15 protein-coding genes are annotated in these 13,916 nt (G+C 56.9%); 8 read left to right on the forward strand and 7 right to left on the reverse strand.

Annotated elements, in window-relative coordinates; translation table 11 throughout:
- Window positions 1–55 precede the first annotated feature (55 nt).
- The gene (locus ACA055_RS24105) at window positions 56–235 is read left to right on the forward strand and encodes a PA3496 family putative envelope integrity protein (protein ID WP_084322711.1); all 180 of its coding nucleotides are present in this window, start codon (window positions 56–58) and stop codon (window positions 233–235) included.
- A 92-nt stretch (window positions 236–327) separates the two neighbouring features.
- Here ACA055_RS24105 and ACA055_RS24110 read toward each other — a convergent pair whose 3' ends face one another.
- Window positions 328–954, reverse strand: coding sequence for a response regulator (locus tag ACA055_RS24110; protein WP_497680908.1), 627 nt, complete (start codon window positions 952–954; stop codon window positions 328–330).
- 564 nt (window positions 955–1,518) lie between these two features.
- Between ACA055_RS24110 and ACA055_RS24115 the strand changes: the two genes are divergently transcribed.
- Window positions 1,519–2,202 carry a hypothetical protein gene (locus ACA055_RS24115; protein ID WP_497680909.1) on the forward strand — a complete coding sequence of 228 codons (684 nt, stop codon included), beginning with the start codon at window positions 1,519–1,521 and terminating at the stop codon, window positions 2,200–2,202.
- Between the two features lie 141 nt (window positions 2,203–2,343).
- On the opposite strand, the gene ACA055_RS24120 is transcribed toward ACA055_RS24115, so the two are convergent.
- Both ACA055_RS24120 and ACA055_RS24125 read right to left on the reverse strand, forming a co-directional pair.
- Window positions 2,344–3,561, reverse strand: coding sequence for an argininosuccinate synthase (locus ACA055_RS24120; protein ID WP_007898502.1), 1,218 nt, complete (start codon window positions 3,559–3,561; stop codon window positions 2,344–2,346).
- 120 nt (window positions 3,562–3,681) lie between these two features.
- Window positions 3,682–4,599: a flagellar protein MotY gene (locus tag ACA055_RS24125; protein ID WP_497680910.1), complete on the reverse strand. Its 918-nt coding sequence runs from the start codon at window positions 4,597–4,599 to the stop codon at window positions 3,682–3,684.
- A gap of 159 nt (window positions 4,600–4,758) precedes the next feature.
- Between ACA055_RS24125 and pyrC the strand changes: the two genes are divergently transcribed.
- Both pyrC and rnt read left to right on the forward strand, forming a co-directional pair.
- Window positions 4,759–5,805, forward strand: a complete 1,047-nt coding sequence (gene pyrC / locus ACA055_RS24130) for a dihydroorotase (protein WP_497680911.1) — start codon at window positions 4,759–4,761, stop codon at window positions 5,803–5,805.
- Window positions 5,802–6,479 carry a ribonuclease T gene (gene rnt, locus ACA055_RS24135; protein ID WP_497647070.1) on the forward strand — a complete coding sequence of 226 codons (678 nt, stop codon included), beginning with the start codon at window positions 5,802–5,804 and terminating at the stop codon, window positions 6,477–6,479. Before pyrC ends, rnt begins: the two co-directional genes overlap by 4 nt.
- 75 nt (window positions 6,480–6,554) lie before the next feature.
- On the opposite strand, the gene ACA055_RS24140 is transcribed toward rnt, so the two are convergent.
- Window positions 6,555–7,157 (reverse strand): peroxiredoxin, encoded by a 603-nt coding sequence (locus tag ACA055_RS24140; RefSeq protein WP_461953428.1) that lies wholly within the window; start codon window positions 7,155–7,157, stop codon window positions 6,555–6,557.
- A gap of 312 nt (window positions 7,158–7,469) precedes the next feature.
- Here ACA055_RS24140 and ACA055_RS24145 point away from each other — a divergent pair, with 312 nt between their 5' ends.
- Both ACA055_RS24145 and bfr read left to right on the forward strand, forming a co-directional pair.
- Window positions 7,470–7,688, forward strand: coding sequence for a bacterioferritin-associated ferredoxin (locus tag ACA055_RS24145; RefSeq protein ID WP_149419067.1), 219 nt, complete (start codon window positions 7,470–7,472; stop codon window positions 7,686–7,688).
- A 199-nt stretch (window positions 7,689–7,887) separates the two neighbouring features.
- The gene (bfr, locus tag ACA055_RS24150; protein WP_462021408.1) at window positions 7,888–8,361 is read left to right on the forward strand and encodes a bacterioferritin; all 474 of its coding nucleotides are present in this window, start codon (window positions 7,888–7,890) and stop codon (window positions 8,359–8,361) included.
- A gap of 83 nt (window positions 8,362–8,444) precedes the next feature.
- On the opposite strand, the gene grxD is transcribed toward bfr, so the two are convergent.
- From grxD to plzR, 3 genes are all read right to left on the reverse strand, one after another.
- Window positions 8,445–8,786 carry a Grx4 family monothiol glutaredoxin gene (grxD, locus tag ACA055_RS24155; RefSeq protein WP_007943565.1) on the reverse strand — a complete coding sequence of 114 codons (342 nt, stop codon included), beginning with the start codon at window positions 8,784–8,786 and terminating at the stop codon, window positions 8,445–8,447.
- Between the two features lie 97 nt (window positions 8,787–8,883).
- A complete protein-coding gene (locus ACA055_RS24160) occupies window positions 8,884–10,992 on the reverse strand; it encodes a molybdopterin oxidoreductase family protein (RefSeq protein WP_497680912.1) in 2,109 nt (702 codons plus the stop codon).
- Window positions 10,993–11,126: 134 nt separating this feature from the next.
- Window positions 11,127–11,417 carry a PlzR type 4 pili assembly inhibitor gene (gene plzR, locus ACA055_RS24165; RefSeq protein WP_497680913.1) on the reverse strand — a complete coding sequence of 97 codons (291 nt, stop codon included), beginning with the start codon at window positions 11,415–11,417 and terminating at the stop codon, window positions 11,127–11,129.
- 417 nt (window positions 11,418–11,834) lie between these two features.
- Between plzR and argF the strand changes: the two genes are divergently transcribed.
- Together argF and ACA055_RS24175 are read left to right on the forward strand one after the other, a co-directional pair.
- Complete coding sequence (gene argF, locus ACA055_RS24170) at window positions 11,835–12,755, forward strand: ornithine carbamoyltransferase (protein WP_497680914.1); 921 nt, start codon at window positions 11,835–11,837, stop codon at window positions 12,753–12,755.
- A complete protein-coding gene (locus ACA055_RS24175; RefSeq protein ID WP_497680915.1) occupies window positions 12,752–13,861 on the forward strand; it encodes an ABC transporter ATP-binding protein in 1,110 nt (369 codons plus the stop codon). Before argF ends, ACA055_RS24175 begins: the two co-directional genes overlap by 4 nt.
- The last annotated feature ends 55 nt before the right edge of the window (window positions 13,862–13,916 follow it).

Consider the following 13,916-nt stretch of genomic DNA (forward strand, 5'->3'; position numbering starts at 1 on the left):
CGGGAGATTGTCGTTATAAGGAGCGCCAAAGGCAGTCTTAGCCTGGAGTAACAAAATGAGCACTGGCAAAGAGCAATTGGACGTAGAAGAAGACTTCACCCCCGTTGAGGCCGATGACGCTGAACCGGTGGTTGAAGTGGCAAAGACCAACCTGAGCAAACGCCGCACCATCGACAACCTGCTGGAGGAGCGCCGACTGCAAAAGCAATTGGCCGATTACGATTTTGACTTATGACACCTAAAAGCCTCCCGAAACGGAGGCTTTTTACTAAGTGCCGAACGCTGATAAATACCCGCTCATTGCGCCTCGCCAAACGCTGAGGCAAATCACACCAACCCGTTGCGTTGCGCCAACTCGATCAGGTCCACCAGTGAGCGAGCATTGAGTTTCAACAACAGACGAGTCTTGTAGGTACTGACGGTTTTATTACTGAGGAACATCCCGTCTGCTATCTCCTTGTTGGTCTTGCCTCGGGCCAATTGTTGCAACACCATCATTTCCCGCCCTGACAGACGATCCACCATATCGGCTTCACTGGCATTCCCCAGACTGGAGCGCACGGTGTGCAAAGCCTGATTAGGAAAGTAACTGTAGCCTGACAATACAGCCTTTATTGCACTGAGCAATTCGGTCAGATCCTGTTGCTTGCAGACATACCCGGCTGCACCCGATTGCATGCAACGCATGGAAAAATGTCCAGGCGCCTGCGAAGTCAATATCAGAACTTTCATTGTCATCGCTGCTGACGTCAAACGCGCAATGACTTCCAACCCATCCAGTTTCGGTATTCCAATATCCAGGATAACAATGTCCGGCATATGTTCACGGGCAAGTTGTAATGCGTCCACGCCATTATCTGTTTCTGCAATGACTTCGTAGCCATGACGCTCCATTAGCATACGTACCGCAAGACGAATGACGGGGTGATCATCCACGATCAGCACTTTATTCATGGGCAAGTCCAGTTTCGCTGTTCGAATTTTTAGAGCCCGCACAATAGCCTAGTCGTTTCATCCATGGCATGCCGCCCCCCTCGGCCACCCACACCAAGAGACATTCCCTACAAACAACGCGGATTAATCTTACAAAAAATCCTCGAATACAATGCATCAGAAAATTTATCCGCTTGCTGGAATTTCACTTTTAAACAATTTTTTGTATCGATTTACAACCTGAAAATTAAATAACAAGGCCTGGCAACAGCCATCCGAAAGAGATTGGCTATTGCACCTCGGTTAAAAAGTAACCGATATTTTCAGCTTCAGTCTTCATTCCAGAAATATCACACATAAAGTATCCGCTTACTCTTACAGCAAAAATTCGCACATGAACAATGATGAAACAGATAATAAAAATGAAGAAACGACAACGCAAACCGCCGCAAAAAACACCAGGCACTTCTTACTACAAGAAAAACAGATATATCCGAATCACAGACAATATAGCTAATATATCAACCAACACCCAACCCCCCCATCAACGCAACGAGAGAAAGACAACTTTCATGAGTTCACAACATGACAAAACTCAAAAAAAGAATCACCAATCCCATGACCGTCATCGCGATATTCGCAACACTGTCTGAAACATCGGCGGCCGTTTCTCTACCTTTCCTCGACAACAAGGAAAGAGAGATCTATATCTGGTTTTTGATCAGCTTTCCTTTTTATCTGCTGTTTCTGTTCTTCGTCACACTCAACTTCAACTATAGATCGCTTTACGCGCCCTCCGATTTCGAAAAAGGAAAGCATTTCATAAAGGTCATGGACAATACCGAGCGCTCGGATAGCAACGCGCCCGGGGCGCCTCACTGGCGAGCCGCTCACCGTCCCTGTAACCCACAGGACCCGCCAGCCGAGGGCCGACTGCACACGCCCCTCTGCGCTCAGCACTACGTTCGTCTGCCCGAGCGACTGAAGGATCTATACATCATTGATGCACGGGGGATGAGCAAAAAAGTCGAGTTCAGTTATTTGATAGAGAAGATACAAAAAGGACAGGGAAAACCTGCGCATGTGATCGTATTTCTAACCTGTGCCGAATCGGAGGCATTACTGAAGGAAATCGCACTGAAACATTCAAGGCACGCAAAGAAACGCAGTGGCGCAAGTTTCTGTATTGCCTACAACTGGAATTCACAGGGCGTGACGCTAATTGATCAAAATTTTCCGACGGACACGCAGCCGTCAGTAAGCGCTTGAAGATCAACCAGAGGGAAATTGCCGGAAAGGTATTAACAGAAAATAAAAAAACCGAATCGAAAACGCAGGCAGAACGCCCCCCCTTTTCAGATGCGTGGCCTTGTCGCCAAGGCCACGCATCCCGTTACGAACTCAAAGGTCTCAGAAAAGCTTCCGGCCTTTGTTTGCCGCGATGCGCATGCGCAAGGCATTGAGCTTGATGAAGCCCGCCGCGTCGGCCTGGTTGTAGGCGCCGCCATCTTCTTCGAAGGTCGCGATGTTGGCGTCGAACAACGACTCGTCGGACTTGCGGCCGGTGACGATCACATTGCCCTTGTACAGCTTCAGGCGCACAACGCCATTCACGTGTGCCTGGGACGCATCGATCATCTGTTGCAGCATCAGACGCTCAGGACTCCACCAGTAGCCGGTGTAGATCAGGCTGGCGTATTTAGGCATCAGCTCGTCTTTGAGGTGGGCCACTTCGCGGTCCAGCGTGATCGATTCGATCGCACGGTGAGCGCGCAGCATGATGGTGCCGCCAGGAGTTTCGTAGCAGCCACGGGACTTCATGCCGACGTAGCGGTTTTCGACGATGTCCAGACGGCCGATGCCGTGTTCGCCACCGATACGGTTCAGGGTCGCCAGCACGGTGGCCGGGGTCATTTCGACGCCGTCCAGTGCAACGATGTCGCCGTTGCGGTAGGTCAGTTCCAGGTATTGCGCTTTGTCAGGAGCCTTCTCCGGGGAGACGGTCCATTTCCACATGTCTTCTTCGTGCTCGGTCCAGGTGTCTTCCAGCACGCCGCCTTCATAGGAGATGTGCAGCAGGTTGGCATCCATCGAGTACGGGGATTTTTTCTTGCCGTGACGCTCGATCGGGATGTTGTGCTTTTCAGCATAATCCATCAGCTTTTCACGGGAGAGCAGGTCCCATTCGCGCCACGGAGCGATCACTTTCACCCCTGGCTTCAAGGCGTAGGCGCCCAGTTCGAAACGAACCTGGTCGTTACCCTTGCCGGTGGCACCGTGGGAAATGGCATCAGCGCCGGTTTCGTTGGCGATTTCGATCAGGCGTTTGGCGATCAACGGACGAGCGATGGAAGTACCCAGCAGGTACTCGCCTTCGTAAACGGTGTTGGCGCGGAACATCGGGAAAACGAAATCGCGCACGAACTCTTCGCGCAAGTCGTCGATGTAGATCTCTTTCACGCCCATGGCCTGAGCCTTGGCGCGTGCTGGTTCGACCTCTTCGCCCTGACCCAGGTCAGCGGTGAAGGTTACGACTTCACAGTTATAAGTATCCTGCAGCCACTTGAGGATCACCGAAGTGTCCAGGCCGCCGGAATACGCCAGAACGACCTTGTTTACGTCCGCCATGCCATCACTCCACGGGGTTCTACGGAAAGCCGTCAAGTCTACCGGTCATGCAGAATAATTTACAGAGGCGCGACAGCTTATGACGACGAAGCGACAGATTATGTCGAGCGAGCGACGATTTCAGCGGTTTACGGAGGTCGACGTGGCGCTTGCCGATGCCGTGGCCTGAGAGGCCGGTTTCTCGGTAGGTGCGACCCGCGCCAGGTGCACATTGACCCGACGATTTTTCGCCCGGTTCGAGGAATTGGTATTCGGCGCCAGCGGATACCGCTCGCCGTGGAAGCGCAGGGTGATCTGCGATTCCTGGATGCCGTTGGCCTTGAAGAAGTCCATGACCGCCAGCGCCCGGCGGCGCGACAGGTCACGGTTGGTCAGGCGATTGCCGCCGTTGTCGGAGTGGCCGTCGAGTTCGATGTGATTGACCGTCGGATCGGCCTTCATGTATTCCAGCATCACTTGCAGCTTGGCTTTGGCATCAGCATCCAGATCGATCCCGCCGCCCGGGAAACCGACTTCGGATTGCTTCACCTGCTCGAAGTTCTGCGGCAGCAATTTGGCCACGCACCCCTGATAGTCGGCGTAAGCCTGGCTGAACTTGACCGGCAGCAAACGCACTTCCGCCACCCGACCATCGCCCGCGTGATGCCTGACGACGGGACTGCGGCCGTCCATCAAGCCGCTGATCAGGCGCCCGGCCTGTACGTGCGAACTGTTGAACAGCACATTGCCGCTGCCGATGCGTACGGAGCCGAGGTTAATGTCGCCACGCCCCGGTTGCCAGGGCGCAGCGGCCGCCAGCAAGGTCGCCGAGCCACCGCCGATCATCGAGTTGTAGGCCTTCAGCCGAAACGTCGCTTGCTCGCCGGCGCGACGCACGAACTCACCCGAGCCGAAATCGGTGACCGGCTGAGTCAGGCGGCATTCGAACTTGTCACCTTCGACCGTCCACTCGATGCTCTCCAGACGGGTCTGGAAAGTGAGCGCCATCGCAGGGAGGCTGGCAAACACACTGAGCAAGGCTAAATAACGCTGGCGCACGGGAGGCTCCACTGGCTTCTACAACAAAAAGACCGACACACACATGTTTACGGCATACCTGTTGGATATCGGAAGCTTCCTGCAAAACTTGATAGCGAGTGCCTGCAAGAGTCTTTTCCGGTAGCATTCCCCTCAGTTTGACCCGCCTGGAATCCCCTCATGTCCGACCGCCTGACCCTGCTGCGTCCCGACGACTGGCATATTCATCTTCGCGATGGTGCTGTGTTGCCCAATACCGTTGCGGATGTCGCGCGCACCTTTGGTCGCGCCATCATCATGCCTAACCTGGTACCTCCGGTGCGTAATGCGGCTGAAGCCGACGGCTATCGCCAGCGGATTCTCGCTGCACGCCCGGCCGGCAGCCGTTTCGAACCGTTGATGGTCCTGTACCTGACCGACCGCACCCAGCCAGAAGAAATTCGCGAGGCCAAGGCCAGCGGTTTCATCCACGCCGCCAAGCTGTACCCCGCCGGCGCGACCACCAACTCGGACTCTGGCGTCACCAGCATCGACAAGATCTTCCCTGCACTTGAGGCCATGGCCGAAGTCGGGATGCCTTTGTTGGTCCACGGTGAAGTCACCCGTGGCGATGTCGACGTGTTCGACCGCGAAAAAATCTTCATCGATGAGCATATGCGTCGTGTGGTCGAGCGTTTCCCGACGCTCAAAGTGGTGTTCGAACACATCACCACCGCGGATGCCGTGCAGTTCGTCAACGCGGCTTCGGCCAATGTCGGCGCGACCATCACCGCTCACCACTTGCTGTACAACCGCAACCACATGTTGGTGGGCGGGATTCGGCCGCACTTCTACTGCCTGCCGATCCTCAAGCGCAACACCCACCAGGAAGCCCTGCTCGACGCCGCCACCAGCGGCAGCGACAAGTTCTTCCTCGGCACCGACTCGGCGCCCCACGCCCAGCACGCCAAAGAAGCCGCGTGCGGTTGTGCCGGTTGCTACACCGCTTATGCGGCGATCGAGATGTATGCCGAAGCGTTCGAACAACGCAACGCGCTGGACAAGCTCGAAGCCTTCGCCAGCCTTAACGGCCCGCGCTTCTATGGCCTGCCGGTGAACACCGATCGCATTACCCTGGTCCGCGAAGAATGGACCGCCCCAACCAGCCTGCCATTTGGCGAGCTGACCGTAATCCCGCTGCGCGCCGGTGAAAAACTGCGCTGGCGCCTGCTGGAGGAACACGCGTGAGTGAAGACCATTACGACGACGAACAGGACGGTCAAGGCGGCGGAGGTGGTTCGCGCCACCCGATGGCTGCTCGCTTCCGTGGATACCTGCCAGTCGTTGTCGACGTTGAAACCGGTGGTTTCAACTCTGCCACTGACGCCTTGCTGGAAATTGCCGCGACCACGATCGGCATGGACGAAAAAGGGTTTGTATACCCCGATCACACCTACTTCTTTCGCGTAGAGCCGTTTGAAGGCGCGAACATCGAAGCGGCCGCCCTGGAATTCACCGGGATCAAACTCGACCACCCGCTGCGCATGGCGGTGAGTGAAGAAGCTGCGCTGACCGATATCTTCCGTGGCATCCGCAAGGCGTTGAAAGCCAATGGCTGCAAACGGGCGATCCTGGTCGGCCACAACAGCAGTTTCGATTTGGGTTTCCTCAACGCCGCTGTCGCGCGCCTGGACATGAAGCGCAACCCGTTTCACCCGTTCTCCAGTTTCGACACTGCAACGCTTGCCGGTCTGGCTTACGGTCAAACCGTGCTGGCCAAGGCCTGTCAGGCAGCCGACATCGACTTCGACGGTCGCGAGGCCCATTCGGCTCGTTACGACACCGAGAAGACGGCTGAGCTGTTCTGCGGCATCGTCAATCGCTGGAAACAAATGGGCGGCTGGGAAGACTTCAACGACTGATTCCTGTCGTTGGGTTTATCCCGCCAATAAAAAAACCGGCCTCAACGGCCGGTTTTTTTATGCCTCAAACGTGCCTTACAGCGCGGCAGCGTTCTCGGTCAGGTAAGCCGCGACGCCTTCGGTCGAAGCGGTCATGCCTTTGTCGCCTTTTTTCCAGTTGGCAGGGCAAACTTCGCCGTGCTCTTCGTGGAATTGCAGAGCGTCGACCAGACGGATCAGCTCTTCAATGTTACGGCCCAGCGGCAGGTCGTTGATGATCTGCGAACGGACAACGCCTTTGTCGTCGATCAGGAACGCGCCACGGAAAGCCACGCCGCCTTCGGACTCAACGTCGTAGGCCTTGGCGATTTCGTGTTTCATGTCGGCAGCCATGGTGTAGCGAACTTCGCCGATGCCACCATTGTTGACCGGGGTGTTACGCCAGGCGTTGTGGGTGAAGTGCGAGTCGATCGACACGGCGACCACTTCAACGTTGCGTGCCTTGAAGTCAGACATGCGGTTGTCCAGAGCGATCAGCTCGGACGGGCAAACGAAGGTGAAGTCCAGAGGGTAGAAGAACACCAGGCCGTATTTGCCTTTGATGGCCGAGGACAGGGTGAAGCTGTCTACGATTTCGCCATTGCCGAGTACGGCCGGTACGGTGAAGTCTGGGGCTTGTTTGCCTACGAGTACGCTCATTGAGTTTCTCCTGGAGTAATAACGTGAAGAACTGGGTTTGTGTCAGCCTGCCACCCTCAGGCGACAGCCCTGTGACACGAACCCGCTTCGCAAGGACCGGCCATCATACAGCGCGTTTTTTGAGCTGTCCTCCGCGGTTTTCGAGCATGGTAAAAAGATCGCTGCTGTGTTCCTCGCTCAGGCCACCTCATAAAACCGTTCGTCAGCCACAAGCCCTTATGAGGCAAAGCGTTCGGAAAGCACTTTGACAATCATTCTCGTTAACATTAAGATCCATCGCAATTGAGTCACAACCAGCGACGGTTTTCACTTATGTATGTTTGCCTCTGCACTGGCGTCACCGATGGACAAATCCGCGATGCAATCTATGAAGGTTGCTGCAGCTATAAGGAAGTCCGTCAGGCTACCGGCGTAGCCAGCCAATGCGGTAAATGCGCCTGCCTTGCCAAGGAAGTGGTACGCGAAACCCTGACCAAACTGCAATCGGCCCAGGCTTCGATTCCCTATCCCGTAGAATTTACTGCCGCGTAAATACCCTATTTCAAAGAACCGGACTTGATGTCCGGTTTTTTTATGTCTGAAAATCAACCGCTTACACTCTAGACGCGGAACACAAACATTCTTATTCCGATTAATTTTCACTTAAGTTTCAATAACTTAGGTTTGACACCCTTAATTACGCGGCTCAAACTCTGCCTTATAGACAGCTAATACAGGGCAGGACCCCATCATGAAAGGCGACATTACAGTCATCCAGCATCTCAACAAGATCCTTGCCAATGAGCTGGTCGCGATCAATCAATATTTCCTGCATGCGCGCATGTATGAAGATTGGGGTCTGAACAAGCTCGGCAAGCACGAATACCACGAATCCATCGACGAGATGAAGCACGCGGACAAGCTGATCAAGCGCATCCTGTTCCTTGAAGGCCTGCCGAACGTCCAGGACTTGGGCAAGCTGCAGATCGGCGAGCACACCCAGGAAATGATTGAGTGCGACCTGCGTATCGAACGCACCGGTCATGCCGATCTCAAAGTGGCCATCGCGCATTGCGAAACCGTTGGCGACTTTGGTAGCCGTGAACTGCTCGAAGATATTCTTGAATCCGAAGAAGAACATATCGACTGGCTGGAAACCCAACTGGGCCTGATCGATAAAATCGGTCTTGAGAACTATCTGCAATCGCAGATGGGCGAAGAGTAAGTTAGCGCCCGCTAAACTCGAGGCAATAAAAAGCCCCGCTCTCTTTTAAAGAGGCGGGGCTTTTTAATGCCTACAGAAACCGATCAGGCTTCAGTCTTGTTGGCAGCAGCAGCTTCAACAGCGGCTTTGATGGTGGTTTGCAGCGAACCGTCTGCAGCCATCTCAGTCATGATGTCGCTACCACCAACCAGCTCGCCACCCACCCACAGTTGCGGGAAGGTTGGCCAGTTGGCGTATTTTGGCAGGTTGGCGCGGATTTCCGGGTTCTGCAGGATGTCCACGTACGCAAACTTTTCACCACATGCCATCACGGCCTGTGCGGCTTTCGCGGAGAAGCCACACTGCGGGGCATTCGGCGAGCCTTTCATGTAAAGCAGAATGGTGTTGTTAGCAATCTGCTCTTTAATCGTTTCGATGATATCCATGGAGCACCTCGGCTGAACTTTCCGACTCAGTGGTCGGCACGGTGGCGCATTGTAACGGAAAGCCGAGCGCCATGCTCGGTCTCCCGGACAGACTCGATCAAGCCGCCGCCACGGTCACGGGTACACCGTTCAACGCCGCATTTCCCGACAACTCATCGAGCTGACACTCGTCGGTCAGGTCATTGGCACTGGAACCCGGTTGGCCGCTGGCAATCGTCATCTGCACGCCCGGCCGCGCATGACCCCAACCGTGAGGAAGGCTGACCACGCCTTTCATCATATCCAGACTGCCAAGCACTTCAACTTCGATCACGCCGACCCGCGAACTGACCCGCACGCGCTGCCCATCGCTGAGCCCACGGCTGGCCAGATCGTCCGGGTTCATCAGCAATTGATGGCGCGGCTTGCCCTTCACCAGACGGTGATAGTTGTGCATCCACGAGTTATTGCTGCGCACATGACGGCGGCCGATCATCAGCAATTCATCGTCAGCCGGCGCCTGCAAGGCTGCGAAACGCGTCAGGTCGGCGAGGATTGCTGCCGGCGCTGCCTGAATTCGCTGGTTGGCGGTTTTCAGCCGTGGCGCAAGGTTGGACTTCAATGCCCCGAGATCGACACCATGGGGGTGATCGAACAAGGTCGCCAGCGACAGTTTGTGTTCCGAAGCGTCGCCGTACAGCCCCATCCGCAAACCACGATCAATCATCTGCGCGGGAGCAATCGTAGGTTTCAACTCCTTGCCGGTCTTCGCGGCAAACGCCTTGGCCAGCCCCACGAAGATTTCCCAGTCGTGCAATGCCCCTTCGGGCTTGGCCAGGATCGCCCGGTTGAACCGGGTGACGTTACGCACTGCAAACATATTGAATGTGGTGTCGTAATGATCGTTTTCCATGGCCGAGGTGGACGGCAGGATCAGGTCGGCATAACGCGTGGTTTCGTTGATGTACAGGTCGACACTGACCATGAACTCCAGCCCATCGAGCGCCTGCTCCAGTTGCCGTCCATTCGGAGTGGAGAGCACCGGATTACCCGCCACGGTGATGAGCGCGCGAACCTGCCCTTCCCCTTCGGTGAGCATTTCTTCGGCCAGTGCCGATACCGGCAGTTCTCCCGCGTATTCCGGACGGCCGGACACCCGGCTCTGCCACAGATTGAAATGCCCGCCCGAGGTGGACGCCACCAGGTCGACCGCCGGCTCGGTACACAGCGCCCCGCCCACGCGGTCGAGGTTACCGGTGACCAGATTGATCAACTGCACCACCCAATGACACAGGGTGCCGAACGCCTGGGTCGACACACCCATGCGACCGTAGCAGACCGCTGTCGGCGCCGCGGCGAAGTCCCGCGCGAGTTGGCGGATCTGCCCGGCCGGCACGGCGCACAGCGGGCTCATGGCCTCGGCGGTGAAACCCGCGACCGCCTCACGCACCTCATCCAGACCGTCCACCGGCAGATGGCTGTCGCGGGTCAGGCCTTCAACAAACAAGGTATTGAGCAACCCGAACAACAACGCAGCATCGCCACCAGGGCGCACAAACAGATGCTGGTCGGCAATCGCCGCTGTTTCGCTGCGGCGCGGATCGACCACGACCACTTTGCCGCCCCGGGCCTGGATCGCCTTGAGGCGTTTTTCCACATCCGGCACGGTCATGATGCTGCCGTTGGAGGCCAGCGGATTGCCGCCGAGGATCAGCATGAAGTCGGTGTGATCGATGTCCGGGATCGGCAACAGCAAGCCATGGCCGTACATCAAATGGCTGGTCAAGTGATGGGGCAGCTGGTCGACCGACGTCGCAGAAAACCGGTTGCGGGTTTTCAGCAGGCCGAGAAAGTAATTGCTATGGGTCATCAGCCCGTAGTTGTGCACGCTGGGGTTGCCTTGATAGACCGCCACCGAGTTTTGCCCGTGACGCGCCTGAATCGCCGCCAGGCGTTCGGCTACAAGGTTGAAGGCGTCTTCCCACTCGATAGGCTGCCATTCGCTGCCCACCCGCTGCATCGGCTGACGCAGCCGATCCGGATCGCTCTGAATGTCTTGCAGCGCGACAGCTTTGGGGCAGATGTGCCCGCGGCTGAACGTATCCTGGGGGTCGCCCTTGATTGAGGTGATCTGCACATGGCCGCCTTCGACCTCGGTGGTTTCGATGGTCAGGCCGCAGATGGCTTCACACAGGTGGCAGGCACGGTGATGGAGAGTCTTGGTCATGGCCAGTCTCTATTTTGTTCTGGGCGGGCAATATCAGCCGCGGGAACAAAACTATGGCGCGTGACCCGCTACTGCGCCAGCGACGTTCGTCTTGTGAATCGGCGGCTATCAGGCCAGCCGATGGCCGCTCGGGATCAGTTCACTGGCAATCTGGGCGGCGCCTGCAGCTGAATCTCCTGAACGGTTTCGACCTGCTCCTGGGCGAGGTGCACGCCTGTGAGTTCGCCGATCAGTCGCCAGTGCTCGTCGAGCCCGCTACTGATGGTGGCCATTCGGTCGATCATCCGTCGGCCAGCGGCCTTGGTAACCTCGTCGTTACTGCGCATCAATTCGAAAGACATCGAGGTCATTGAGGCGGTGAGGTGGGTCAGAGAGCGGGCGGTGAGGCCAAGTAGCTCCATTAACTGCTGTTCTTTCGATTCCATTCCAGAGGCTTCCTGCGTCGGCGTGACTTAGTTATAACCTACCACTTTGCATTAGCAAGTGTTTCAGACCAGACACCTCTGTGTGGCCTGACGGAAAAGCCCCCCGAATGACAGGTCAAAAACCGACTGTCACTGTGCCATCCCCGCCCCGTTTGATTGCAATCCCCCGCAGCCCCAGTGTACAAATGGTTGGCTGCTGTCAGGAAACAGGCTTCAAAAGCGCTACTGCGGTCACCCCGTAGCCCCTCTGAACTCCCCTAAAAACCGTAGCCCTATTGGTAAGACGCGACATTTAATTATAAGATCGCGCCTTCCCCTATTTCGTCGCCCCGTGCGGCTTACGCCGCAGGTCTCGCCCGTTGTTCCGTTAAACAAGGCTTTGAGCATCTGCGGTTTGTAGCAAAAAGGTAGTCAATGATGAGCGCAAGGCACTTTCTCTCCCTGATGGATTGCACGCCCGAAGAGCTGGTCAGCGTGATCCGTCGAGGCGTTGAGCTCAAAGACCTGCGTAACCGCGGCGTACTGTTCGAGCCTCTGAAAAACCGCGTGCTCGGGATGATTTTCGAGAAGTCCTCGACCCGTACCCGCATCTCGTTCGAAGCCGGCATGATCCAGCTCGGCGGCCAGGCAATCTTCCTCTCGCCTCGCGACACCCAATTGGGCCGTGGCGAGCCGATCGGCGACTGCGCGATCGTCATGTCGAGCATGCTCGATGCGGTGATGATCCGTACCTTTGCCCATAGCACCCTGACCGAATTTGCCGCCAACTCCCGCGTGCCCGTGATCAACGGCCTGTCCGACGACCTGCACCCGTGCCAGTTGCTGGCCGACATGCAGACGTTCCTCGAACACCGCGGTTCGATCCAGGGCAAGACCGTGGCCTGGATCGGCGACGGCAACAACATGTGCAACAGCTATATAGAAGCGGCGATTCAATTCGACTTCCAGTTGCGCATCGCCTGTCCGGAAGGTTTCGAACCCAACCCCGAGTTCGTGGCCAAGGCCGGTGATCGGGTGACCATCGTCCGCGATCCGAAGGATGCCGTTCGCGGCGCCCACCTGGTCAGCACCGACGTCTGGACCTCCATGGGCCAGGAAGAGGAAACCGCCAAACGCCTGAAGCTGTTCGCGCCGTTCCAGGTCAACCGTGCCCTGCTCGACCTGGCCGCCCCGGACGTGCTGTTCATGCACTGCCTGCCGGCCCACCGTGGTGAAGAAATCAGCGTCGACTTGCTCGACGACACCCGCTCTGTTGCCTGGGATCAAGCCGAAAACCGTCTTCACGCACAAAAGGCCCTGCTCGAGTTTCTCGTCGAGCCGGCGTACCACCACGCATGAGCCAGCCATTACTGCTTAATCTGCGCAACCTCGCCTGCGGCTATCAAGACCAACGGGTCGTGCAGAACCTCAACCTGCATTTGAATGCCGGTGATATTGGTTGCCTGCTGGGCTCTTCGGGTTGCGGCAAGACCACTACTTTGCGCGCCATCGCCGGTTTTGAACCGGTACACGAAGGTGAAATCCAGCTGGCTGGCGAGACGATTTCCCGCGCCGGGTTCACCCTCGCTCCGGAGAAACGCCGGATCGGCATGGTGTTCCAGGACTACGCGCTGTTTCCGCACTTGAGCGTGGCCGAGAACATCGCCTTCGGTATCCGCAAGCATCCGCAAAAGGATCGCGTCACCGAAGAGTTGCTGGAACTGGTCAACCTGAAGAACCTCGGCAAGCGCTTCCCCCACGAGCTGTCCGGTGGCCAGCAGCAACGTGTCGCACTGGCCCGTGCCCTGGCACCGGAACCGCAACTGCTGCTGCTCGACGAACCGTTCTCCAACCTCGACGGCGAACTGCGACGCAAGCTCAGCCATGAGGTACGCGACATTCTCAAGGCCCGTGGCACCAGCGCGATTCTGGTGACCCACGACCAGGAAGAAGCCTTCGCAGTGAGCGATCACGTCGGCGTGTTCAAGGAGGGTCGGCTTGAGCAGTGGGACACGCCCTACAACCTGTATCACGAACCGCTGACGCCGTTTGTGGCCAGTTTCATCGGCCAGGGCTACTTCATTCGCGGTCTGTTGACCAGTCCGGAATCGGTGCAGACCGAGCTGGGTGAATTGCGCGGCAATCGGGCCTACACCTGGCCGATTGGTGGTGCAGTGGATGTTTTGCTGCGCCCGGACGATATCGTCTATGCACCGGACAACGGTTTGAAGGCGCGGATTATCGGCAAGTCTTTCCAGGGCGCATCGACCTTGTATCGCTTGCAGCTACCGACGGGCGCACAGCTTGAGTCGATTTTTCCGAGTCATGCCGATCATCAGGTCGGTTCGGAAGTTGGCATTCGCGTCGCGGCTGAACATCTGGTGCTGTTCCAGGCATCCGGCAGCACGGCGGCGCAAATTCCGGTGGTCGAGTCTGGCGTTCGGCGCTACAGCACTGCCAGCTGATACACACGGACAATGTGGGAGCGGGCTTACTCGCGAAGGCAGGCTGTCAGTTAGC

Source organism: Pseudomonas sp. LBUM1657 (assembly GCF_059716075.1).

Coding starts and splice junctions, on each gene's coding strand:
- bfr (WP_462021408.1), top strand. CDS start 7,888: ATGAAAGGCGACATTACAGTCATCCAGCATCTCAACAAGATCCTTGCC.
- ACA055_RS24115 (WP_497680909.1), top strand. CDS start 1,519: ATGACAAAACTCAAAAAAAGAATCACCAATCCCATGACCGTCATCGCG.
- ACA055_RS24120 (WP_007898502.1), bottom strand. CDS start 3,561: ATGGCGGACGTAAACAAGGTCGTTCTGGCGTATTCCGGCGGCCTGGAC.
- plzR (WP_497680913.1), bottom strand. CDS start 11,417: ATGGAATCGAAAGAACAGCAGTTAATGGAGCTACTTGGCCTCACCGCC.
- ACA055_RS24160 (WP_497680912.1), bottom strand. CDS start 10,992: ATGACCAAGACTCTCCATCACCGTGCCTGCCACCTGTGTGAAGCCATC.
- ACA055_RS24140 (WP_461953428.1), bottom strand. CDS start 7,157: ATGAGCGTACTCGTAGGCAAACAAGCCCCAGACTTCACCGTACCGGCC.
- argF (WP_497680914.1), top strand. CDS start 11,835: ATGAGCGCAAGGCACTTTCTCTCCCTGATGGATTGCACGCCCGAAGAG.
- pyrC (WP_497680911.1), top strand. CDS start 4,759: ATGTCCGACCGCCTGACCCTGCTGCGTCCCGACGACTGGCATATTCAT.
- ACA055_RS24110 (WP_497680908.1), bottom strand. CDS start 954: ATGAATAAAGTGCTGATCGTGGATGATCACCCCGTCATTCGTCTTGCG.
- ACA055_RS24145 (WP_149419067.1), top strand. CDS start 7,470: ATGTATGTTTGCCTCTGCACTGGCGTCACCGATGGACAAATCCGCGAT.
- ACA055_RS24105 (WP_084322711.1), top strand. CDS start 56: ATGAGCACTGGCAAAGAGCAATTGGACGTAGAAGAAGACTTCACCCCC.
- grxD (WP_007943565.1), bottom strand. CDS start 8,786: ATGGATATCATCGAAACGATTAAAGAGCAGATTGCTAACAACACCATT.
- ACA055_RS24175 (WP_497680915.1), top strand. CDS start 12,752: ATGAGCCAGCCATTACTGCTTAATCTGCGCAACCTCGCCTGCGGCTAT.